We start from the raw sequence: 23,686 nt of genomic DNA, 5'->3' as shown, positions 1-23,686 counted from the left end.
TGTCATTCGGAGTCGCAAGACTTCACGGTCGCATTCGATAAGAACCGCGACGAGCCTGATGGATTCAGCGGACGGTCTGCTGAAGCACCTCGGCGAGGTGATTGACGACCGCGCGAGTTTTGGCCGCCATCTTCTGCCCGAGCGAAATGATGGCGTGCACCGGAGGGCCGTCCACATCCGCATCCGGAACGAGATGGACGAGTCTTCCGGCGCACACATACGGCAAGGCAACCCGGTCGAGAACCTGGGTGACGCCAAATCCAGCCACTGCCGCTTCGACGAGCGCCTGACCATCGGCAAGTACCAATACCGGCGAAGGCGCGATTTCGCGCACCGCGGCGCCGTCGCGCACGGTCCAGGACCGAAGCCGGCCGCCGGGACCGCGGAACACAATGGCGTCATGAAGCGCGAGGTCTGCAAGCGTTTTTATTTCTCCTTTGCGCTCGAGGTAATCGGGGGAAGCGTAGAGGCCGAGCCGCAAGTCACATAGCTTGCGAACGGTAAGTTCGCTGTCTTCGGGCAATGCGCCAATGCGCACGACAACATCCCAACCCTCGCCGATCGGGTCGGACATCCGGTCAGTTAGCGCCATCTCGAGTGTGAGCCTGGGGTACTTCTCGCGCAGATGAACGAAGCTCGGAAGCAGGAGGCGGCCAAACCCCGCAGGCAAATCGATCCTGACTCGCCCGACGGGCTCCGAGCGTCTGGAAGCCAGTTGCTGCTCGGCCTCCTGCAAGCCCTCCAGCGCCTTCTGCGCGGCCAGCAGATAGGTCTCGCCATCTTCGGTGAGCCGGACGGCGCGCGTCGTGCGCTGGAAGAGCCGCGTGCCGAGCCGCGTCTCAAGACGCTGAACGGCCTTGCCGACGTTCGATTTGCTGCTACCGATGTCCTCTGCCGCGCGGGTGAAACTGCCGCTCTGTGCGACAGCGACAAAAACCGCAATTTCACTCATCGGTGCGTCCGCGCGCTCATTCATCGCTGTGTCCGTTCTGCAAAGTTGGAACCCGGCAAACTGTACCAGTTGCCCGTGATCGGCATACCGCCCTTGCGCATTCGGCACACGGACGGTACGGCGACTGGACGTGCGGCCGGTACACGCTGAGGCGGCAGCCATTATCGTCCGTTCAACCGGCCCCGTTGTGGAGCCGGCGCCTTGACTCACACGATGCTGGACGCTTTACGCGCTCACCGTCGCGTCGATAACGCTTTTCCCATCTGCTTGCGCACCCGGTTCATCATCTTGCGCCGGCGTCTTGCTGAGGAAAGCGAACGTCGCCAGTGCTGCCAGCAGCGTGATGACAATCAGCACATGCAGCAGACTGGTGAACGCACTTGCGTAGCTCATGGATATGGCGTGGCGGCTGACCTCTGGCAGCGCGGCCGCCGCGTGCACCATGTCGCCAGCCGTCACCCGTTGTGCGGCTTCAGCCACCCGTGCACTCACCTGCGCGGTGGCTTCCGGCACGATGCGCTCAAGGCTGGTATGCGCAAGGGCGGCGAGGATGGCGGTGGCGATAGCCAGCGCAATGCCTTCACCCGCAACGCGCGTCGTACTGAAGATACCCGAGGCCATCCCGGCGCGCTCTTTCGGCATCACGCTGACCGAGAGGCCATCCATCAGGCCCCAGGGCATGCCGGCGCCAATCCCGATCACCAGCATCGGCATGACAGGCGCTGCCCGCGACGCGCTGAAGTCCACCAGACTCAACCAGTACAGGCCCGCAGCCGCAATCAGGAAGCCGATACCCGAGAGCACACCTGGCGATACCACGCGCGTGAACGATGCGACCACCATCGGCACGACCAGCATCGGCGCGGACAGTGCAATCATCAGTAGACCTGCGTCCATTTCGCTCAAGCCCTCCGCACCGATAAATCGCAGCGGCAGCATCACGATGAGCACGATGTAGCAGTAGCAGGTGCCGATCGGCAGAATCTGCACGCCAACAAATCGCGGGTAGCGGAACAGGCTCAGTTCGAGCATCGGACGCTTCACGCGCGTCTCGACCGTCACGAACGCGACCAGCATCACGGCCGACAGGACAAGCAGCGTCACGACCAGCGGGCTTCCCCAACCGCTCTCCGGCGCCTGAATCACACCGAACGTGAAAAGCCCGAGCGTGGAGGTGAAAGTGATGGTGCCCGGATAGTCGAGACCTGTAGCGCCCGGGTCACGTGTTTCTCGCATGCGCGGAACACCGAAGATGAAGGCAATGACGCCGATCAACGCGATGACGAGGAAAATCGAGCGCCAGCCAAAATTCTCGATGAGCGCACCGGCCATCAGCGGACCAAACGCGAGACCAATGCCGAAGCTCGTGCCCAGCATGCTGAATGCACGGGTACGCGCATGACCGTCGAATTCCTGGGCAAGCGAAGCGCCGCCGCTCGCGAGCGAGGCCGCCGCGGCGATGCCTTGTACCCCGCGCAGGATATCCAGCCATAGTGTCGATGGGGCGAAGCTCATCACAAACGACGTGATGATGAAGCCGCCGAGACCGAGGACAAACAGGCGCTTGCGGCCAAACTGGTCGGCGAGCGCCCCGGCGGCCATCAACAGGCTGCCGAAGCTCAGCATGAAGGCGTTAGTGACCCACGTGAGCATCGCGGGAGTTCCGCCCAGGTCACGGCCGATTGCGGGAGTGGCGACAGCGCCGCCCGAAAAAGCGAGAGGAAGCACAAGCGCGGACAGGCAAACGGCTGCAAGAATCAGCAGCTTGTTACGGTCCGTACCGTGTGATGTTGCAGTATTCATGGGTGACCCTATCGGGGATAGTTAGACAGCGAAGCGCGTCATTCTCGATAGTGTTCAACTCCAGATAAACAACGCTGTAGTGGTCAGAGCGTCGCCACGCAAGCGACAATTCGTTTCGAAACATCCATTCGCGCCTCTGCGCAGTTCAGGACTGAAATCGCCGCTCCTGGTATTCGCTGTGTGCCAGTTCTCTGCAGGCACGAGCCCGGATATTCACGACTCCAACTGTCGCTTTGAAATCGACAGAGTGACGCCCGAGCCGCGGTTTATCGCGATCGGCATTCTCGCCATACTTCATCTCAACGGTGCACCGAAACGCACCCGATCCCATCCGGTTTCACCGCTTACTCCTCTCATCGGAAAGACTCGTCAAATGAAGCTCTATATCGCTCAGGCAACCTGCTCCCTGGCCGTTCAGGCCATCGCCAACGAACTGGGTTTGTCTCCGGAACTCGTTCACTTCGACGTTTTTGGAAAGTCCACGTCGGACGGTTCCCGCTTCACTGACGTCAACTCGCTTCTCTACGTACCGGTGCTCGAACTCGATAATGAGCAGAAGGACCGTTTGACGGAAACCACCGTCATCACGTCGTATCTCGCCGACCAGCATCCCGGGTCAGGCCTGATTCCCTCGCACGGCACGCTTGAACGTGTCCGGATGGACCAGTTGTTGACCTTCATCGCAACTGAAATTGCGCAGAAGCATATTCCGCTGATGCGCAAGCTGATGACCGCGGAAGGCATCGCGTTCACGACCAACAAGCTGCTGACGGCCTACGGTGTTCTCGACGCGCGCCTGGCTGACGGCCGCGCCTATCTCACGGGGGAACAGTTCACAGTTGCCGACGCCTACGTGTGGGCAACGCTCTGGCACGAGCGCTCGGGCGTCAAGATCGATCATCTGAAGAACCTGCTGGCCTATATCGGGCGCATCGAGGCACGGCCAGCGGTGAGGAAAGCGCTGAAGGATGAGGCCGATGTGGTCGCTCTCCACAAGGAGCAGCTGGCAGCGTAAATCGCCACGACGCTTGCCCGCAATACAGCCGCTCCTCCAACCAGAAGGTGAATCCCAATGCCGGAGGAGCAAACCACGCCATCGCCTATGCACGCGTTGTTAGCCAAGTGCACCAGGGCCAGCTAGAATCCCCAGCATTCAAAGCCAACGCGCGCCACGCCCACAATCGAGCGGGAACACGGATTGCTGATACGGTAAGTTTGAGTAGTCGACAAACCATACGCGAGCATCGCTTCTCCGCACTCTGAATGACACGTGAACAATGACCATCCACGATTCCCAGACACCCCATCGGTCCAACGTGGAAACCGGTGTCCCCGGCCTCGACGAGATCCTGGGGGGCGGTCTGGTCCGCGGCGGGGTCTATCTGCTGGAAGGCATGGCCGGTGCGGGCAAGACGATTCTTTCCAGCCAGATTGGATTTCATCGTGTAAGTCAGGGCGAAAAGGTGTTGTACATGACCTTGATCGCCGAATCGCACGACAAGCTGCTGGGCCACCTCAGGGGTCTGGACTTCTTCGACGAAACCGCCGTCTCGCAGCAGATGCTGTTCGTATCGGGCTATCACGAGTTGATGCAGGGCGGGCTCGATGGATTCCTCAAGCTGATTGCGTCGAGCATTTACGACTACCGGCCGAGCCTGATGATCATCGACGGGTTTCGCAGCGCGCGCGAATTCAGCGAAACCGAACTGTCGTTATCGAAGTTCATCCACGAACTGAACGCGCTGGTCGCGGCCATGCATTGCACCACCTTGCTGCTCGCGCCGCTCTCCGGCAACGAACCGCACCCCGAGCACACGCTGGTCGATGGCCTGATCGAGCTGAACCGTTACAGCGACGGCATGCGCCGCGCACGCGAAATTGAAGTCCACAAGATGCGCGCGCGCAATCATCTGATGGGTAGGCACTTCTTCCGTATCGCTGAAAGCGGTCTCCTGATGTTCCCGCGCCTCGAAGCGCAGTGCGTGCCGCAACCGGGCCCGGTCGATCTGAAAACGCGCCTCGGCTTCGGCCTGCCGCATCTTGACGGCCTGCTCGGCGGCGGCTTTGCGCAAGGCTCCACGACCACGCTGATCGGACCATCGGGTGTCGGAAAAACCCTGCTCGGCTTGCAGTTCCTCGCAGCCGGCGTGGCGCGCGGCGAACGCTGTGTGTACCTGGGCTTCTACGAAGGGCCGCAGCGGCTGATCGGCAAGGCCGAAGGCGTTTCGATCGCGCTCACCGAAGCCTACGAGGACGGCCGCCTCACGATCCAGTGGCAGCCGGCCATCGAACTGGCGATCGACGAACTCGCGGCCGTTGCGCTCGCCACGGTGAAAAAGACCGGCGCGACGCGGATCGTGATCGACGGGCTGGAGGGTTTCCGCGACTCGGCATTGCGGCCTGAGCGCTTCGGTTTGTTCCTGAATGCGATGCTGCATCAGCTTCGCGAAGCGTGCGTCACCACGCTGATCACCGAGGAACTGCCGCTTTACGCCGTCCCCGATCAGGCCCGGAGCGTACGCGTCTCCGCGCTGACCGAAAACCTCGTACTGCTGCGCTACGCTGAAACGGCAGCCGGTCTGAAACGCATGATCTCCGTCGTCAAGCAGCGCGAAAGCGCGCACGACACGTCGCTGCGCGAACTTGTCATTTCCGCCCAGGGCCTCGACGCGATCGAGAGCCCGGATAGCCCGAGCGTGCATTCGGAGCAGGGCCTGTCGGCCACGCTGGCTCCGCGACGCAGCACGTAGCCACATGAAAACCATCCTGGTCGTGGACGACGAGTTCGACATTCTCACGGTCTGGCGGCTGTTGCTGGAGCGGCACGGCTATACCGTGCTGACGGCGTCGAACGGAGCGGCTGCGCTCGAACAGATTCGCAAGACCCGGCCCGACATCATTGTCTCCGACTGCATGATGCCGATCATGTCCGGGCTGCAACTGTGCGCCGCGCTGTTCGCCGATCCGGATCTGCGGGCGATTCCGATCATCCTGTGCAGCGCGGCTGCTGATATCCCGGTACAGCCGAATCCCAGGATCGAGTACGCACGTAAGCCGCTTTCCTTCGACACCCTGCTCGAGATGTTGCAGCGCATGGCGGCCTGACGGAGCGCCGCATCGCTGAGAGGCGATCCGCCACGATTCGGCTGTGCTGCAGCCGCCGCGTCCTTCCCCCGTCTTTCTAGGTAAAAGCCCTGATTTCTCACGTTAGCCATCCGGACTACTCTCGGCACACTCATTAAACAGAACGTCATTCTGTTAGACAGAACGATACAGACGAGACACTCGAAGGAGGATTCCATGGCAAGCCTGCCGATCGATGCGCGAGGCGCACCGTCCGATTCAAGCACCGGTGCGCAAGAGCTCACGCCCGGCATCAATGCGCGCATCGACCGTTTGCCGCCAACCCGCGCCGTGTGGATGTTGGTATTCCTGCTGTCGATCGGCGGCTGGTTCGAGTTCTACGATCTGTTTTTCACCGCCTATGTGGGTCCCGGCCTCGTCAAAAGCGGGCTCTATGCGACGACCACCGCGTCGTTCTTCGGTGTATCCGGCCTCGGCGCATTCGTGGCGGCGTCGTTTGCCGGGCTCTTCATCGGCACCTTCTTTCTGGCGGGCATGGCGGACCGGTATGGCCGCAAGACCGTGTTTACCGTGTCGCTGCTGTGGTACTCGGCCGCCACGCTGGTAATGGCGCTGCAAAGCACCGCACCCGCGATCAACCTGTGGCGGCTGATTGCGGGCATTGGCGTGGGCGTCGAACTGGTGACGATCGATACCTATGTCAGCGAGCTCGTGCCCAAACATCTGCGTGGCCGTGCGTTCGCCTTTGTCCATCTGGTGCAGTACACCGCTGTGCCGACGGTTGCGCTGTTCGCGTGGTGGCTCGTGCCGCGTACGCCGTTCGGCCTGGATGGCTGGCGGTGGGTCGTGATCATCGGCGCGCTCGGCGCGCTGGTGGTGTGGGCCATTCGCCGGCGCGTGCCGGAAAGCCCACGCTGGCTTGCCCAGCAAGGCCGCGCCGCGGAAGCGGAACAGGTGATGCAGGCCCTCGAAGCCAAAGTCGCCGCGCAATACGGCAAGCCCTTGCCCGAGCCCGTGCCGGCCGTCGAACCGGCGACCACCAAGGCTGCCTTCCGCGAAATCTGGCAACCGCCGTACCGCAAACGCGCCATCACGATGCTCGTGTTCAATTTTTTTCAGGCGATCGGCTTTTATGGTTTCGCATCATGGGTGCCGACGCTGCTGGTCTCCAAAGGCATCACGATCACGCATAGCCTGCTGTATTCGTTCGTCATTGCAGTCTCGAATCCGTTCGGACCGCTGATCGGTATGGCGATCGCCGACCGCATCGAACGTAAGACGCTGATCGTACTGTCGGCACTCGGCATTGCCGTGTTCGGCAGTCTGTTCGCAACACAAACCTCGCCCGCGATGCTGATGACGCTCGGCGTGCTGATCACGCTGTGCGGCACGCTGCTCTCGGTCGGCTATCACGCCTACCAGACCGAACTGTTTCCCACGCGCTTGCGGGCTCGCGCAGTCGGCTTCGTCTATTCGATGTCGCGTCTGTCCGCCATGTTTTCCGGCTTCATGATCGCGTTCGCGCTGCGCCACTTCGAAGTGACGGGGGTGTTCGCGTTGATCACCGCGTCGATGGTCATGGTGATGGGCGCGATCGGTATCTTCGGGCCGCGCACCAACAATCGCAATCTCGACGAAATTTCGCATTGAAAGAGGCTTCAAAGATGACACTGCCCCTGGCTGGAGTGCGCGTACTGGACTTATCGAATGTGTTGGCGGGGCCGTTCTGCGCGTATCAACTCGCGTTGCTCGGCGCGGAAGTGATCAAGGTCGAGCACCCTGAAGGCGGCGATCTGGCGCGACGCCTGGGCGCCGACAAGGAAGCGTCCGCGCGCAACATGGGGGCTTCGTTCGTCGCGGTGAATGCGGGCAAGCAATCCATCACGCTCAATCTGAAAGACCCGCGCGGCAAGGCCATTTTGCGCGACCTCGTGAAAACGGCCGACGTGCTGGTCGAAAATTTCCGGCCCGGCGTGATGACGCGGCTCGGCCTCGATTTCGACGCGTTACGCGAGGTCAATCCGACGCTCGTGTACTGCGCGATCTCGGGCTTCGGCATGGACGGCGAGTTCTCGAAGCGCCCTGCCTACGACCAGATCATTCAGGGCATCTCGGGCGTGATGAGCGTGACCGGCGACGCCGATAGCGCGCCGTTGCGAGTCGGCTATCCGGTGTCGGACACGGTAGGCGGTCTGACGGCCGCATTCGGGATTTGCGCCGCCCTGCTCGACGCGCGCGCAAGTGGACACGGCCGCATGCTCGACGTCTCGATGCTCGAAGCCACCCTCTCGACCATGGGCTGGGTGGTGTCGAACTACCTGAACGCCGGTGTCACGCCTGTGCCGATGGGCAACGAGAACTTCACCGCCGCGCCTTCCGGCACCTTCAGAACCGGCGACGGGCCATTGAACATCGCAGCGAACGAGAGCAAGCAGTTCGTGAGTCTGTGCCGCCTGATCGGCCGGCCCGATCTGCTCGACGACCCGCGTTTTGCCGAGCGCAACGCGCGCAAAGTGAATCGCGCGGCGCTGAAAGCGGAAATCGAAGCCGCGCTGGCCAGCGATAGCGCCGCGAACTGGGAAGCGAAGTTCTTCGAAGCGGGTGTACCAGCCGGGCGCGTGATGTCGGTGCCGGAGATTCTCGCGCATCCGCATCTGGCATCGCGCGAATTCATCCGCGAATTTGCCGGCAATAGCGGCGCGGAGCGGCAACGCGTGACGCGTGCGGGATTTCGTCTGTCCGATGGCGACACCGCACCCGCGACGCCCGCGCCTGAATTGTCGGCACATACACACGAACAACTGGCGTCGCTCGGTTACGACGATGCGCAAATCGGCCAACTACGCGCCGAAGGAGTGATTTGAACATGACGCAAGCATTCGATGCCGCCAGGCTCGCCGCCGACTACTGGAGCACCTCGATCATCGACATCCATCCGGGGTCGATCAAGGTGCGCGGTTTCCCGATTCAGGAACTGATCGGCAACGTGAGTTTTCCGCAGATGATCTGGCTGATGCTGCGCGGCGAACTGCCTGATGCCGCACAAGCACGCCTATTCGAGGCGGCGCTCGTGGCGTCGGTGGATCATGGGCCGCATGCGCCATCGATTGCGATTTCGCGGATGGCGACCAGCTGCGGCCTGCCGCTGAATGGCGCGATGGCGTCCGCGATCAACGCGCTGGATGACGTGCATGGCGGCGCTGGTCAGCAGGCCGTCGAACTGTACGATTCGATCGCCGAACGCATGCAGGCGGGTGCTGCGCTGGATGATGCCGTCGAGCAAGGCGTGGATGCGTTTACCGCGGCACACGGCAAGTATCTGCCCGGCTTCGGGCATCGCTTTCATCCGGTCGACCCGCGCGCCGTCCGGTTGCTTGCGCTTGTAGACGACAGCGTCCGGCAAGAGAACATTAGCGGACGCTACGCCGCGATCGCACGCGGCATTGAAGCGCTGCTCATGCAGCGCAAGAACAAACCGGTGCCGATGAATATCGACGGCGCGACTGCCGTGATCTACGCCGAACTCGGCTTTGCGCCGGAACTGGCGCGCGGCGTGTTCTGCCTGTCACGCGCGGTCGGCATTCTGTCGCATGCATGGGAGCAACGTGGGCGCAAGGAGCGCAACAAAGGCCCGCTGCCGCGCCAGATGAACTACACCTACACGGGCAAGCCTGAGCGTCACCTGTCCTGAACTTCGGCCGCACGCCGCTGCGCGTTGCGCATGGCGCGCGAGTCGCCGCCTAGTGCGTCGGTCGCGCGTGCGGCGCAGTCGAATAGCGCATCGAGATTGCGTTCGAGAAAGGCCTGATCGATGCGCGAACTGGGGCCCGCGAGCGTCAACACGCCGCGCAACGCCTGGCGCACGCCGAATACCGGCATTGAAATGCCAGCCGTCTCCCGATCGCGCTCGCCGATCGACACACAGTAGAAGTCTTCACGAATCCGCTCATACGGCACGCCCGGCATGCCGCCGAACGCCAGCAGCGCGTGACCGCCCGAACCGCTTTCGAGCGGCAGCACGTCGCCTTCGCGCACGTGAAAACGCACCGCATGCTTCGAGTCCACCCGATGCAGGCACACGCGTACCGCCTCATCCCGCACGTAGAACGACACGCTTTCGCCGCTCGTTTCCGCGAGTTCGCTCATCAGCGGCACCAGAATGTCGCCGAGATTCAGGCTGCGCTGATACAGCGCGCCGAGCATGAAGGTGGCCGAGCCCAGTTGATAGCGGCCGTCGTCCAGACGCAGCAGCAGGCGGTGCTGGATCAGCGAGCCGGCGAGCCGCAGCAGCGTGCTTTTATAGAGCCCCGTGCGTGCCGCGAGTTCGGCGAGCGTGAGCGCGACATCGTCCGGGCGGAAGGCGAACAGGATCGCGCAGGCACGGTCGATGACGGCGACGCCTTCGGTTTCCTTCGAGTTTGATTTGTCCGCGGGCGTTGGCATGAATGTGCGCAGCAAGGTGTCTGTCGAAACGGGAATTTTACGCCATGCGAAGGGCTGTCATGCCAACCGATCACCGCATCACCCCGCCGTCATCACAATCACCACCGCGCCGACAATCGCCACCACATCTTCGATCAACGCGGCCGGCAAATCCCGACCAAATGCATTAGCCAGCGCGGCTCTCGCCTTCGCCCCGCCAAGCGTACCGATCACTGCGCCGACCACGCCGGCAATCAGGCCGCCAGTCAGTCCACCATGCGCCGCGCCGATTGCCGCGCCGCACAAACCGCCCACCACGACACGCGTGCCGAACTGCACCGGCACGGTACGGCTAGGCGTTTTCGGCAGTTGATCGGTGATCAGTTCGACAATCGCCAGCACGGTGAAAATGTACGGCGTGACGGCATAACCGAGAAACGCCAGCGGCGTGCTCTGCAGCGGCAACCATCCCAGACGCGCCGCCCAACTCACAACTGCGGGCGCGGTCATCGCGCGTAGGCCGGCCACCACACCAATCAGCAATGCGAAGACATACACGCTCATGAAAGACTCCGGATCAGGGCACAGGACGCGCGGTTGGACAAGCCGACGGCCTACCTGGACGAACGTCGGCGGAAGGTGTCGAGCATTTCAACTGGACAGTCAACTTCTCACCGCGTACGTCGAGGCGGACGCTCGCTTGCCGCATGCATGGCCTCATTCGGTGTGACCCGAGTGTCGCACAGTTCGATTTCCGCCGACCCATGGCAAACGATGATAATTTAGCCGTGTCACAAGAAAATCTTATACCTTCGTCATGCGACCGTATCTTCCGCTAAACGCGCTGCGCGCCTTCGAATCGTCCGCGCGGCATCTGAGTTTCACGCGCGCCGCGCTCGAACTGAACGTCACCCAGGCGGCTGTCAGCCAGCAGGTCAGAACGCTGGAGGAACGGCTCGGCACCCCGCTCTTCAAGCGCCTGCCGCGCGGTCTCGCGATGACTGACGAAGGCCTCGCGCTGCGCCCGGTCCTCTCCGAGGCATTCGATCGCATCGAAGCCGTGCTCAAGCAGTTCGAAGGTGGGCACTTTCACGAGGTGCTGACGGTCGGCGTGGTGGGCACATTCGCAGTTGGCTGGCTGATGCCGCGCCTGAAGTCGTTTCGCGACGCGCATCCGTTCGTCGAATTGCGGCTGCTCACGAATAACAACCTGGTCGATCTCGCCACCGAAGGTCTCGACTTCGCCATTCGTTTCGGCGACGGCACGTGGCCCGGCTCCCTCGCGACCCGGCTGCTCGACACACCGCTCGCAATCCTGTGCACAGCGGAAATCGCGGCACGTCTATCCGAACCCGCTGATCTGGCAAACGAGACCTTGCTGCGTTCCTATCGCGCTGACGACTGGATGAACTGGTTCACGGCCGCCGGCATCCCGCCGCGCCCGATTCGCGGGCCAGTGTTCGATTCGTCGCGGCTAATGGTGGAAGCGGCGATGCAAGGCGCGGGGATCGCGCTGGCGCCGGCGCTGATGTTCGATCACGAGTTGAACACAGGCCGTCTGGTGCGCCCGTTCGAGGTGGAAGTGCACGCCGGCAGCTATTGGCTGACCTCATTGAAGACCCGGCCGATGACGCCGGCGATGCTGCTGTTCAGTCAATGGATCGCAAAGGAAGCGGCCGCGCACGCGCAAAGCTAGGAAACCGCGACGCGGCGATGACCGTTCATGGCAGGCCGCTCGGCTTGCGGCGGAAACACATTCCACGAGCCGTCGTCGTGGCGGAAGAAGAAGATCGACAGCAAGCCGCTCGGCCGCAGCGCTTCCACGCAGACGTAGCGCTGCTGTTGCGAGGCGCGATGGCAAAAGCGCACCACGCGTGCGGGCATCGACGGTGTGGGGGCGAGCCATTTGTCCACGGCCCAGTGCAAAGTCTTTTCTGCGGCAACCATGATGCTCTCCTTGAATTCGTTATCACCCGCTCACGCGATCTGCGCGGCGATCCGACCACTCGTCTTGCCGCTCTCGACAAAAGCCTTCACGAGGCACACCAGCGCGTGCATGCCGGTGCGCGGATGGCGCAGGCAGCAATGCACCTGTTCGCTGCGGCTTTCGCCGAGCAGGCACCATGCGCAGAAGTGTTCGCAGTTGTTCGTCAGCAAGCGGTAACGGTTTTCGCCGAGGCGTGAGCGTGCGCGGCGCACGGCTTCGTCGCCGACATAACGGGCGCTCGGCGTGGGCCGAACCGACAGCGGATGACCGGCGGCGAAGCGCGCCAGTTCCACTTCTTCAACCGGGCCACGGTGCGCCGAGGTCGCAAAGCCGGCGTAGTGCACCACCCGGCCGTTGCCGACATAGATCCCGTGATGTTCGTAACCGTTGCGTTGCGTGACCAGATGCGCGCCGATTGGCAGATCGATGGTCGACGATTCGCCGCGGCGTTCATTCCGCGGTTCGATGTTCGTCTGAAGAGGGTTGGTGTTCATGGCTGGCCTCGTTTCGCTTTCCAACACTGTTGCGAGGTCTTTTGCATCATCCGGGCCAGGCGCGCGAAAGCCTTGATGGGCGGGACTAAGCGGAAATTCTGGAGCGTGTGAGTTCGTCAGGTGTCCGTTGAAGGCCGACAGAATTCACCTCGATGTGTTGGCGCGCCACAATCATTTTCGGCTGCAAAGCGGAGGTCTACTGAAGGTACGCGGGTCGCTTCGATGTGTTGGGCGCCACACCGCTTTGTGCGTGGAGCTGTTGGCCGTGCGCCGACCTCTGTGGCACCGTTCGCACGGCGCCCTGCGAGCAGATGCGGGGAATCGCCGCGCAGTCAATGCGTCACGGAAAATCGCGCCGACGCGCTACAAATTGGCATGGCACTTGCAGCATGACGCTCACTGCTTCATTTAACGCGCGCGTCGCCTTCGGGCGGCCAACCGGAGAACGACATGGCCTCGATCACAGTAAATGACCTCTCGCTGAACCTCGCACTCGACCGCAAAGCAATGGCGTCGATTCGCGGCGGCGGCGGTGCACCGTGGGTATACGGCTGGATTCAGCCCTATGTGCGGGAAACACCTAGCATCGGGCCGGTCGTCAACCTGTACGACATCTCGAACAACTTCTATGCTAACCAGATGATCAACACGTTCCAGTCGGTCGATGTGCGCAATACCGGCGCGAACTCGAACATCAATGTGTCCCCCGACGCACGCAGCAGAAACGATACGGTGTAGACGTTGTGACCTGTGCGAGCCAATTTCGATGGACGTCGTCCGCGCGTTCCGACGCCGGACGGGTCCGTGAAATCAACGAAGATGCCTGCCTCGACCAGCCCGACCTCGGGCGCTGGGCCGTTGCCGATGGCATGGGTGGGCACGCGGTCGGCGATCTGGCGAGTCGTCTGGTGATCGACACGCTGAGCCGGCTCGCGCCGCCGGCCGGCATGAAGGCCTTCGTCGCCGACGCGCGGACGCGGTTGCAAAAAGCCAATCGTCAACTGCGGGACGAAGCCGCGCGCCGCCAGGTGCAGCGGATCGGCAGCACCGTGATCGTCCTGCTCGCCTGCGACCGTTTCTGCGGCTATCTATGGGCCGGCGACAGCCGCCTCTATCTTTACCGCGACGGTCAACTGCGGCAGCTGACGCGCGACCATAGCCAGGTCGAGGTGCTCAAGTCGCTGGGCGCGATTACGGACGAAGAGGCGCGGCACCATCCCGCGCAGCACATGATCACGCGCGCGGTCGGTGCCACCGATCTGCTGGAACTCGACGACGATGCGATCGAAGTCGCGGACGGCGACGTCTTCCTGCTTTGCAGCGATGGCCTGAGCAATGAAGTTAGCGACCAGGAAATGCTGACCGTGCTGACCACGGTGGCCTGCGACCGTGCGTCGGAAGAACTGGTGGAGCTCGCGCTCGCACGCGGCGGGCGCGACAACATCACGGCGGTGGTGGTGCAGGCCGAAGACCCCAACGCGTCCGACAAAACCTTGCTGAACCCCTCGCCTTAGCCCTTAGCCAGCGTTGCCGCAAGTGCGCTGCCGGCGGACGCGCTCAACTATCGCTGTCGTCCTCATCGCTGTCCTCGGCGCCGTTTTTGCCCACGGACGGCGCATTCCGGTTGCGAAAATCCTTCGAATGCAGACCGTGCTTTTTCAGCAGCATCTGCAGATGTGAACGGTTCATGTCGATGCGGCGTGCCAGTTCTGCGACCGTACCGCTCACTTCGCGCAAGCCCCGCTCGAGGAAGGCCTTTTCCGCGTCGTCGCTGGCCGCACGCTTGGCGTCGCTGAGCGACATCAGATTTGCCACGCTAATGGGTTCCTTGCCCGCCTCGCTCTTCCCGCTCGCCGCCGCGGCGGCTGAGCCCGTTGCTGCCGGCCGCATGTCCACCGGCAGATGATCGAGATCGGCCATATCGCCTGCCAGACACGACACGCGATACATCACGTTGCGCAGCTCGCGGATATTACCTGGATACGCATAGTTCAGAAGAAAGTCGCGCAGCCGCGGCGTCAGTCGCACCGGCCTGCGTTTCAAGGTGCCCGCGGCCTCGTCGCCGAACCATGCAATCAGTAGCGGTATCTCATCGCGGCGTTCGCGCAGCGGCGGCAGCGTGACATGAATCACGCTCAGCCGATAAAACAGGTCCTCGCGGAACTTGCCCTCTTCGCTCAGTTGCCGCAGATTGCGATTGGTCGCCGCCACGATGCGTGTGTCGACCGCTATCGTTTCATCGGAACCCACCCGCTGAATCTCATGCGCTTCCAGCACGCGCAGCAGCTTCACCTGGCCCGCCAGCGGCAACTCGCCGATTTCGTCGAGAAAGATCGTACCCGTATGCGCGCTTTCGAATTTGCCCTTGCGGTCGGCTGACGCGCCTGTGAATGCGCCCTTGCGATGCCCGAACAATTCCGATTCCAGCAGATTGTCCGGAATCGCGCCGCAGTTAACGGAGATGAACGGCTTGTCCGCGCGCGACCCGTTCGCGTGAACCACCTTCGCCATCAGTTCCTTGCCTGTGCCGCTCTCGCCGTCGATCAAGACCGGCAGATCGGTTGGCGCGGCTTTCTCGGCGATTTCCAGCGATTCGAGCAGGCGCGGATTGTCGCCGAAGGTCCCCTCAAAAATGAAGCTGCGTTCGAGCAAGGCCTTTCTGCGCGCACCGCGCGACAGATCAGCACGCGTGGGCTCGGCCACAGCCGCCTGAACGAAGCGCTCCTTGTGCGAGAGTTGCATCACCTCGTCGCGCAACGACGTGGCTTGCCTGAGCAGCTTGTCGATGTCCGCGCGTTCGAGCCGCGACGACCAGCGCAGTGTCGAGCGCAATATCTCGATACGCTCGATCAACCCCGCATATGAAATCGCCGGGCTGGGCTCTTCAATCTGGTCGAGTATCTTCATCAGGCGCTCAGCTGTTTCTGGACCAGCTGGTAGTACATACCGCCGCGCTGGATCAGTTCATCATGACGACCCTGTTCGACGATCGCGCCTTCATACAGCACGAGAATCTTGTCAGCGCGCATGATCGTGCTGAGCCGGTGTGCAATGATTACCGCCGTTCGTCCCTTCAGAATGTCGTGCATATTGCCCAGAATATTGCTTTCCGATTGCGAGTCCAGCGCAGAGGTCGCCTCGTCGAAAACCAGTAAGCGCGGATCGTGATACAGCGCCCGCGCAATACAGAGCCGCTGGATCTGCCCACCGGATAATCCAATTCCGCGTTCGCCGACAATCTGCTCGTAACCCAGCGGCATCTTGCTGATGAACGCATGCGCGTCAGCCATCTTGGCGACTTCCTCGATACGGCGCCGGTCGGGCGCGTCGTCGCCACTGGCGATGTTCTCCGAAATCGTGCCGGAGAACAGCAGATTGCTCTGCATCACATAGCCGATTTGCGCGCGGAAATAGGCCTTGTCGACGACGCCGAGATCGTAGCCGTCGATTGTCATCTTGCCTTCGGTCGGCGCATAAAAGCCGACCAGCAGCTTGGCGAGCGTGGTTTTGCCGGAACCGCTGCGCCCCACGATCGCCACCAGTTCGCCGGGCTTGATCTCGAAGCTGATGTTTTCGAGCACATACGCCGAATCGTTCTCGCCATAGCGGAAGTACACGCCGTTCAGACTGATGTCGCCCTGCAATTCGGGCAACATCACGCGTGAGGGCAGATCCTGCGGTTTCTGCTCCGGTTCGATATCGAGCACGTCGCCAAGCCGCTCCATCGCCACACCAGCGTCGTTCAACATGCTCCACAAGCCGACCAGCCCCATCAGCGGCCCCAGTACGCTACCCATGAACGCGTTGAACGCAATCAGCTGACCAATCGTCATCTCGCGCGCCAGCACCAGATTCGCGCCGACCCAAAGAATCGCGATCGTGGTCGCGGCATTGAGCAACTGGCTGCCGAGCCCGACAAGAATGCTGAACGCGTGAGCGCGATACTGCACTTCGAGCGCCTTCGCGTACTTCTTCTCCCAGCGCAACCGCACCGGCCGCTCGATGCCCATGCCCTTGACGGTTTCGACGCCGGCGAGCGCTTCCATCAGGAACGCTTTCGAATCGGTGGATGCGGTGAACACCTCGCGCGCGTAGCCCTTGATCTTTGGCGTAGCGAGCGCGGTCAGCAACAGGATCGGAATCACGAAGGCGATCAGCACCAGCGTCATCTTCACGTTGTAGACGAACATGATCGTGAAGTAGATGAACACCATCAGCAGATTCAGCGCGGTGGTCACGGTGGATTCGGTGAGAAACGCGCGGATCGTCTGGTTCTCCTGGAAGCGCGCGAAGATGTCACCTGTCTTGCGTTTGGCGAAGAACGAGAACGGCAGCGACATGGTGTGCCTGAAGAACTGCGACATCATCGCGAAGTCCATATTGCGCACCATGAAATTCGCCAGATACGCACGAATCGACGACATCAACTGGGAAAACACATTGGCGATAATCAGTCCGCCGATCAGCAGATGCAGCAGGCTCACGTTCTGATGCACGATCACGCCGTCGAGAATGTTCTGGATGATCAGGGGCGGAATCACGCCCAGCACCTGAATCACGAATGTGGCGAGAAACAGGTGGCCGAGAATCTTCTTGTACGGCCTGAGGTACCCCACAAAGCGGATCCACGGCGAACGCGAAGCGGACATCTGCAGCAGATTCGGACCGGCGGTAAACAGCAGACACGTGCCGCTCCAGCCGCGCTCGAAATCTTCCACCGTCATTTTTTTGAAGCCGATCGCCGGGTCGGCAACCCACACATAGTCTTTCGAGAGCCCGTACACCACCACGTAGTGGTAGCCCTCCCAATGCACGATAAACGGCAAATCAAAGCCACGTAACGAATCGAACGTGCATTGCACGCCGCGTGCGGTGAAGCCGAGCGACTCGCCGGCTCGGGCCAGACTGTCGAGCGTGGCGCCCTGGGTGGTGACGTTGGCGAGTTCGCGCAGCTTGCCGAGCGTCATCGGGATGTTGTAGTGGCGGCACACCATGGCAAGGCAGGCTGCGCCGCAATCCATTTCCTCCGCCTGTTCGACCAGCGCAAAGCGCTTGATGACTTTCTCGCCGAACTCGGGTTTGGTGTGCAGATCGAGCATGAGCGGCAACTTGCGCCGCTGTTCGAGCCGCTTCTGACGTTGCAATTCACGGTCGCCATAGCGAATCCGTTCGTCCAGCACTTCACGCAGTTTCGGATTGCGTTCGAGGATGAAATGGACCGTGCGCTCGGGAATCACCAGCAGCCGGGTATCGGTGGTCGCCACCACCGAGGCCATCTGTTCCTGGCGCATCAGGCAGGATTTTTCGCCGAAGATTTCGCCTTCGCCCAAGGTGGCGAGCGTGTAGTCGTGCCCCTCCTCCTGACGCACGATACGCACGCCGCCTTGCCGCACAACGTATAGACGCCGATCGTCACGCCCGTCCTGCTTGAGAATCTCCTTGCCCGCGGCCACGCGTTTCACACCGACGCTGCGCACGTATTCCTCGAGCTCGGCCTTGTTCAGTTTGCCGCGCAGATCGAACAGTTGCGCAACGAACCCGCCGGCCGAATTGATCGCCACATAGCTCGCGACAAACGCGAGCGCCGCCTGGTTGCCGGCGATCACCGGTTCGATCGCCGCGCGCGGAATGAACAGCAACTCGGTTTTCGCCGAGGCCCGCACCGACGCTTCGTGCACATAGGCGCGCAACATCGCAATGTCGGCGAAAATCTCGCCGCTTTTGCGCACGCCCATACTGGTTTCCTTGCCGTGCTCCTCGGTGAAGATCCGCACCGAGCCCGAGCGCACCACGTACAGACCGTCGGCAGTTTCGCCCGCGGAGCACACCGTTTCGCCGAACGAATAGAAGCGCGCTTGCGCGAATTCGGCAAGGCGTTCGATCTCGTCGCGCGAAAACGGCGAGAGGATTTCCACCGAGGTCAGAAACTCGGCGGCGGAGGGCGCGGTTTGGGGTGCATCCATGGGCGTGCGGACCTTTACTCTTTACTCAACTGCATATCGTCGCGGCGTGACGCGGCAAATCGTGTCGGTATGACAGCGTCTTGGCTATCTAGCGGGCTTCGATCACATGCTCCTGGGAACGGGCAATCAACCAGCTCTCTCGTAGCAGTCGCCTGACTTCGGCCGCGACGTCGGCATCCAGCGTTGCCGGATACTTGGCCGTGACCGCAAAGATCTCGAAGCAGGACCGATCCGCCGACGGGAACGGTCCGAGCAGATCGCCCACCGCCGCGTTGAAGATCTTCGCCTCGATGTCCGGTTTCAGCGAGCCGCGCAGCACCTTGCCGATCACGCCGCCGGCTTCGCGTGTATCCGCGATCGAATGTTCGCGTGCCATATCCGCGAAACTGTCGGGATCGTCGTGCAGATACGAAATCATCTCTTTCGCCTTGCCGTCGCTGTCGAGCACGATATGGCTTACTTCGATCGCGTCGAACTTCGGCGAATTCAGCGCGAAATAGTCTTTGATCGCCGCCTCGTTGCCGACCACGTCGAGCAGCTTTTCCTGGTACAACCCGTCGGTGATGAATGCCTCGAACTCGTCGAGGCTTACGCCGAGCGCATCCAGATAACCGTTCATATCCGTCGCGCGATGCAGCCCGCGCACGCGGCGGAACTGATCGGCGCGCTCCTGGATTTCGTCCGCTGTCACGGCGATGCCCTGTTTCTTCGCGGCATGCACGGTGAGCTTGTCGCGCACGATCTGCTCGATCAGGCTTTCGAACTGGCCGGTCAATTTCAGAAGACGAATGAACTCGCCCACGTCCACGACTTCGTCATCGATTCGCACTATCGCGGTCATGTCATCCGCTCCTTTTTCATTGACGTGTAATCTGCGCCGTTAGCCCGCAACCTGCCTGAATGGGTCCAGACCGAGGTCGATCAGTCGGCGCTCGCGCACCACGATCTCCGCGCTCGCGGTCATGCCGTAGCGCAATGGATAACGGGTATCGGCGATCTGGTAGTAATTCTTGTCGAGCGTCACGCGGCCTTCGTACACGGGCTGTTTGTCCGTCAAGGACGGCTTGGTGGCGGGCGAAATGTAGGCGAGCGTGCCGCTGATCAGGCCGTAGCGCTGATACGGGAACGCATTGAATTTCAGCTTCACCGGCAAGCCTTCGTGTAGAAACGCGCGATCGTGTTCGGCGATTTCGATCTTCAGTACGGGCCGTGCGTCTTTTGGCGCGATGCCGCCGAGCGGCGCGTTCGCCTGTATCTTGTCGCCCCGTTGTGTCGAGGTCACGTCAGTGATGACGCCGGAGACCGGTGCGAGGATCAGCAGGAAATTGTCTTTGTCGATGTTCTCGAAGCGAATCCGCGCGGCGGCTTCGGACACGAGGCGGGCGGTCTGCAGTTGCAGACGTACCTTGTCTTCCGCGTCGGTGATGTCGCGTACTGCCTGGTCGTACTGCAATTGCAGGTCGGTGGTCTGCTGGCCGCTGGTTTCGAGTTGCGCATTGGCCTGCGCGTATTCGTGGCTCAGACGGAAATCCAGTTCGGCGAGTTTCGACTGCGCGACCCGGTACGCGTTGTCCGCTTCCATCGCGGCGGTGCGCTTCTGTTCGACCTGCAGTTCGGCAATCCCGCCGCCGCCTGGCTGCGCGAACAGGCGCGAGTAGCGGTCCAGTTCCTGGCGCGCGGCCTCGCGGGTACGGCGGGCGTTATCGAGCACGCTGCGGGCTTCGTCGAGTTCGGCCTTCTGGCCTTCGGCGAGCTTGGTGGTGCCTTCGGAGACGCGGTTTTCGTGCTGGCGCGCTTCCACTTCCATCTGTGCCTTGAGCGCGGAGGCCTTGCGCTCCATGAGCGCTTTCTTCTCGGGAAACTGTTTCCAGTCGCGCTCGGCGTCCTCGAGTTTGAGTTGCGCCTGCAGCGCGTTGCTGGCCGCCTCGATCGCACCGCGCGCGTTCAGGCGCGCCAGCACGTCGCCCTTCGAAACCGGCTGCCCTTCCGCGATATACAGATCGGCCAGTTCGCCGTCGATCGGCGCATAGATGCGACGCACCTCCGATTCCGGCGAGAGGGTCCCCTGCGCGCTGACGATCACATCCGCGCGGCCGACAAACGACCACAGCAAGCCGGCCACCACCAGCGCGACCATCGCCCAGATCAGCGCGCGCGCTATCCGCACCGGTTCGGCGGTGAGAATCGCGATGCCTTCGACGCTGTGGTCCTCCAGCGCCTCCGACAACGGTTTAGGGTGACCGTCGCGCTTCACTCTGCTCGCCTCCAATCAATGCCAGCTTCGCCTTCAACAGGCCCGGGTCCAGCACCATGCGTAAATCGGTGAGCGAACGGCGCTGCAAATTCGCTTCTGCGTCGATGTCCGCGAGCAGGCGGTCGAAGTCGGCAGGATGGTCTGCCTTCAGTTGGGTGTAAATGCGCATACCCTGCTGCGCCGCGCTTTGCGCGTCCGTCAACAACCGCGCCTCGCTGCGAAAGCCGGCCGAGATCCCTGCTTCGAGCCGTTGCGTGCCGCCAATCGAGCCGTTCGCACGGTATTGCTTCCAGAGGCTTTGAGCGCGCAGCAGTAAATCCTGCGCACGCGCCAGCGCCTTGTCGTGCAGCGCCGACACGTCTTTCTGGATCGATTGCACGAACCACGCGTCGGCGGTCGGATCGAGGCTCGCGTAGAACGACAGCAAACGTTCGTCGTAATCCTTGCCGCCGCGCGTCTTCTGCAGATCGGCGAACTGATCGAGCAGCGCCTTCTTGTGCGCCTGCTCCGCCGCGAGTACATCCGACCACGGGCCGGCGGGCATGGCCTGCAAACCGGCCAGCGCCTGTTGACCGTCGCCGCGCAGCCACGCCGCCGTCACCGCGTCATGGCGCTGGATGACGTCCGTCGAAGGTAGACGGCTTGCGGCCAGCTGCCCGAATTGCGCCTGAAACGGCGGAGTGCTGAAATGCACCGATTTCAGCAACGCCAGCAGCGGCGTGAGTTGACGCGCCAGCGCGGCGTTCAGCACGTCGCTGTACTCGCGCAAATCTTCGCGCACCCGGTCGAGACCCGCGAGACGCGGATAGCGCTGCGCATAGTCGTCCAGCATGGGGGGCAGCGCGTCGGGTTTGTCGCGGGCCAGTTCGGTGCGAATCGTCGTGTTCAGGCGGTCGATGGCGGCGACATACACCGAGTCGTCGCTTTCCAGTTTGCGCAGCTGGCTCAAGGCCTGCGCGTAGGGGTCCGTGAAGGCGGGCACGTACGACGCGATGCGATCGAGCGCACGCTGGTGACTTTTAGCGTCGTCGTCCCAGCGTTGCAGCAGGCCGTTGATGGTAGTCTCGTCCGCGTACATCCGGATCGGCGCATCCACGCCACCCCGTCCCACCACAAAACGCTCCAGATCGCCGACCCATTGCAATTCGCCGACCAGCGACGCGGCATCCGCATTATTCGCACTCAACGATTTCATCTCCTTGAGCAGCGCATCGGCCCGATCGAACTGCGCCTTTTGCAACGCATTCAACCAGTCGGGGAGGTTCGCCTTCAACAGCGCTTCGCTCGCCAGCGCGCTGACTTTGGTGTCGGCCGGATGGGTCGCCAGATAGCCGTTTGCCGCCGTGACCGCGCTGGAATAGTCGCCGCTCGCCAGCAGATTCCTCAATTCACGCTCCGACGAGCCTCGCAGATAGAGCGTCAGCGCAAGCGCCACCAGTACGACGACGCCCGCGGCGCCCCACCACGCGATGCGCCGCACGTTCGTGCGATCGCCGCCCGAGAAGGCCTGGCTGAGTTCGCTAATCAGTAAACGCCAACGCTGCGGCCGGCCTCTCGCAACACTGGCGCCGTTCGCACCGCTCGCGCCATTCGTTGCGTGCGCGCCGTTGCCGGTCGCGTCGCGTTTTGCCTGCGCCGGTGCCGCCAGCGCTGCGTCGTTGACTTCGTCTTCGCGTTGTAGCCCCGGGTCGACGCAAAAGATATCGAGGAACGAATGCGCGGCGGCAACGAACGTGGTCTTGTCGGTATCGGCAGCCTCGTCGATGGCGGGATTCAGGAATAGCTGGGTCACGGTCGGCTCGACTTCAGGGGGTTTGTGCAATGACACCCTGTAGACGAAGTGGTCGCCGCCAAATGCAACGAGGTCGCCCTCAACCAGCGGCAGCGCCGATTCGTCGAGCCGCTTTCCGCCGACGAATGTGCCATTGGTGCTGCCGAGATCCTCGACGTATAACTCGCCGCCCTTCTGGAAGATGTGCGCGTGACGCCGTGAGATGTAATTGACCTGATGCGGATAGCGCTCTTTGTAGCGCGCGAAGACGTCGTCCGCTTTGCTGACGAGAAACGGAAACGCCAGCACCTCGATCGGCTGAAGACCGAGATCGTCGCGTTGCGGTACCAGCAGCAGGCCGGCTGCAGGCGGTGCACCGGCAGCGGCCACGATACGGGCGCGCGGTTCGATGCTCACGCGATAGCAGAGCTCGCCGCCGAAGCACAGTTCGTCGCCGGCACGCACGCGCGCAGGGGTTTGCCGCACCGGCACGCCGTTCACCGTCGTGCCGTTCTTGCTGCCGAGATCGGCGACATAAACCGCGCCGTGCTCCGTGAAAATCCGCGCATGCCGGCGCGACAGGCGGGTAATCCGCTCGGCGGGGTAATCAGTAAACGGAACCTCGCTGCGGCCGATCGCGAACAGGTCGTCGACGATCCGGATGGCGTCGAGCGCGGGACGCTGCGCGGAGGCAACCGGCGACAGCACCACGTCGAACACGGGGTCCAGGGTCGTGCGCATCTCGGCAATCTGGGCTTCGCCGGCGGTCATTTTATCTGGATCACTAAGCGTTTACCCGTTGCACCGGGAACGCAATGAAAACGGGGGAAGAAGACGACGGCGAACAGGTGTTGTTGGAATGAGCCAGACAGGTGACGGCTCTGTAACGATTTTAAGTCACACATGGCGAGTGTCAATTTTTCGGATCATCGGTTGAGAAGCAATCAATACGTGAC

20 protein-coding genes are annotated in these 23,686 nt (G+C 62.2%); 9 read left to right on the top strand and 11 right to left on the bottom strand.

Annotated features, from left to right (window positions below; translation table 11 throughout):
* Positions 1-64: 64 nt before the first annotated feature.
* Together PQR27_RS35195 and PQR27_RS35190 are read right to left on the bottom strand one after the other, a co-directional pair.
* Positions 65-976 (bottom strand): LysR family transcriptional regulator, encoded by a 912-nt coding sequence (locus PQR27_RS35195; RefSeq protein WP_408528140.1) that lies wholly within the window; start codon positions 974-976, stop codon positions 65-67.
* A 201-nt stretch (positions 977-1,177) separates the two neighbouring features.
* Positions 1,178-2,755 (bottom strand): MFS transporter, encoded by a 1,578-nt coding sequence (locus tag PQR27_RS35190; protein WP_408528139.1) that lies wholly within the window; start codon positions 2,753-2,755, stop codon positions 1,178-1,180.
* A 373-nt stretch (positions 2,756-3,128) separates the two neighbouring features.
* Here PQR27_RS35190 and PQR27_RS35185 point away from each other — a divergent pair, with 373 nt between their 5' ends.
* From PQR27_RS35185 to PQR27_RS35160, 6 genes are all read left to right on the top strand, one after another.
* A complete protein-coding gene (locus PQR27_RS35185; protein WP_408528138.1) occupies positions 3,129-3,770 on the top strand; it encodes a glutathione S-transferase family protein in 642 nt (213 codons plus the stop codon).
* A 262-nt stretch (positions 3,771-4,032) separates the two neighbouring features.
* Positions 4,033-5,505: an ATPase domain-containing protein gene (locus tag PQR27_RS35180; protein ID WP_408528137.1), complete on the top strand. Its 1,473-nt coding sequence runs from the start codon at positions 4,033-4,035 to the stop codon at positions 5,503-5,505.
* Between the two features lie 4 nt (positions 5,506-5,509).
* Positions 5,510-5,860, top strand: a complete 351-nt coding sequence (locus PQR27_RS35175) for a response regulator (protein ID WP_408528136.1) — start codon at positions 5,510-5,512, stop codon at positions 5,858-5,860.
* 195 nt (positions 5,861-6,055) lie between these two features.
* Complete coding sequence (locus PQR27_RS35170; protein WP_408528135.1) at positions 6,056-7,489, top strand: MFS transporter; 1,434 nt, start codon at positions 6,056-6,058, stop codon at positions 7,487-7,489.
* A 14-nt stretch (positions 7,490-7,503) separates the two neighbouring features.
* Positions 7,504-8,703 carry a CaiB/BaiF CoA transferase family protein gene (locus PQR27_RS35165; protein ID WP_408528134.1) on the top strand — a complete coding sequence of 400 codons (1,200 nt, stop codon included), beginning with the start codon at positions 7,504-7,506 and terminating at the stop codon, positions 8,701-8,703.
* Between the two features lie 2 nt (positions 8,704-8,705).
* Positions 8,706-9,530: a citryl-CoA lyase gene (locus tag PQR27_RS35160; RefSeq protein WP_408528133.1), complete on the top strand. Its 825-nt coding sequence runs from the start codon at positions 8,706-8,708 to the stop codon at positions 9,528-9,530.
* On the opposite strand, the gene PQR27_RS35155 is transcribed toward PQR27_RS35160, so the two are convergent.
* On the bottom strand, positions 9,518-10,282 hold the full coding sequence (locus PQR27_RS35155; RefSeq protein ID WP_408528132.1) for an IclR family transcriptional regulator: 765 nt from the start codon (positions 10,280-10,282) through the stop codon (positions 9,518-9,520). The genes PQR27_RS35160 and PQR27_RS35155 overlap by 13 nt on opposite strands.
* Positions 10,283-10,360: 78 nt before the next feature.
* Positions 10,361-10,825, bottom strand: a complete 465-nt coding sequence (locus tag PQR27_RS35150; RefSeq protein WP_408528131.1) for a DUF4126 family protein — start codon at positions 10,823-10,825, stop codon at positions 10,361-10,363.
* Between the two features lie 253 nt (positions 10,826-11,078).
* Here PQR27_RS35150 and PQR27_RS35145 point away from each other — a divergent pair, with 253 nt between their 5' ends.
* Positions 11,079-11,957 (top strand): LysR family transcriptional regulator, encoded by an 879-nt coding sequence (locus PQR27_RS35145; RefSeq protein WP_408528130.1) that lies wholly within the window; start codon positions 11,079-11,081, stop codon positions 11,955-11,957.
* On the opposite strand, the gene PQR27_RS35140 is transcribed toward PQR27_RS35145, so the two are convergent.
* Positions 11,954-12,208, bottom strand: a complete 255-nt coding sequence (locus tag PQR27_RS35140) for a hypothetical protein (protein WP_408528129.1) — start codon at positions 12,206-12,208, stop codon at positions 11,954-11,956. The two genes, PQR27_RS35145 and PQR27_RS35140, sit on opposite strands and share 4 nt — an antisense overlap.
* 30 nt (positions 12,209-12,238) lie before the next feature.
* Entirely contained in the window at positions 12,239-12,742 is a 504-nt protein-coding gene (locus PQR27_RS35135) for a lecithin retinol acyltransferase family protein (protein WP_408528128.1), read from the bottom strand.
* 450 nt (positions 12,743-13,192) lie between these two features.
* On the opposite strand from PQR27_RS35135, the gene PQR27_RS35130 reads away from it, so the two are divergent.
* Both PQR27_RS35130 and PQR27_RS35125 read left to right on the top strand, forming a co-directional pair.
* The gene (locus PQR27_RS35130) at positions 13,193-13,480 is read left to right on the top strand and encodes a hypothetical protein (RefSeq protein ID WP_408528127.1); all 288 of its coding nucleotides are present in this window, start codon (positions 13,193-13,195) and stop codon (positions 13,478-13,480) included.
* A 5-nt stretch (positions 13,481-13,485) separates the two neighbouring features.
* Positions 13,486-14,256, top strand: coding sequence for a PP2C family protein-serine/threonine phosphatase (locus tag PQR27_RS35125; protein WP_408528126.1), 771 nt, complete (start codon positions 13,486-13,488; stop codon positions 14,254-14,256).
* A gap of 43 nt (positions 14,257-14,299) precedes the next feature.
* Here PQR27_RS35125 and PQR27_RS35120 read toward each other — a convergent pair whose 3' ends face one another.
* From PQR27_RS35120 to PQR27_RS35100, 5 genes are all read right to left on the bottom strand, one after another.
* Positions 14,300-15,652 (bottom strand): sigma-54 interaction domain-containing protein, encoded by a 1,353-nt coding sequence (locus PQR27_RS35120; RefSeq protein ID WP_408528405.1) that lies wholly within the window; start codon positions 15,650-15,652, stop codon positions 14,300-14,302.
* Positions 15,649-18,705 carry a peptidase domain-containing ABC transporter gene (locus PQR27_RS35115; RefSeq protein WP_408528125.1) on the bottom strand — a complete coding sequence of 1,019 codons (3,057 nt, stop codon included), beginning with the start codon at positions 18,703-18,705 and terminating at the stop codon, positions 15,649-15,651. Before PQR27_RS35115 ends, PQR27_RS35120 begins: the two co-directional genes overlap by 4 nt.
* An 88-nt stretch (positions 18,706-18,793) precedes the next feature.
* Positions 18,794-19,546 (bottom strand): peptidylprolyl isomerase, encoded by a 753-nt coding sequence (locus tag PQR27_RS35110; RefSeq protein WP_408528124.1) that lies wholly within the window; start codon positions 19,544-19,546, stop codon positions 18,794-18,796.
* Between the two features lie 39 nt (positions 19,547-19,585).
* Entirely contained in the window at positions 19,586-20,959 is a 1,374-nt protein-coding gene (locus PQR27_RS35105; protein ID WP_408528123.1) for a beta-barrel domain-containing protein, read from the bottom strand.
* Entirely contained in the window at positions 20,937-23,501 is a 2,565-nt protein-coding gene (locus PQR27_RS35100) for an FHA domain-containing protein (protein WP_408528122.1), read from the bottom strand. The genes PQR27_RS35105 and PQR27_RS35100 overlap by 23 nt, the downstream gene beginning before the upstream one ends.
* Positions 23,502-23,686: the final 185 nt, after the last annotated feature.

This window comes from Paraburkholderia fungorum (assembly GCF_046027215.1).
In the GTDB taxonomy this organism is placed as follows: Bacteria; Pseudomonadota; Gammaproteobacteria; order Burkholderiales; family Burkholderiaceae; genus Paraburkholderia; species Paraburkholderia fungorum_D.
The sequence above is the reverse complement of the archived record's forward strand: the minus strand, read 5'-3'. Positions and strand labels throughout refer to the sequence as shown.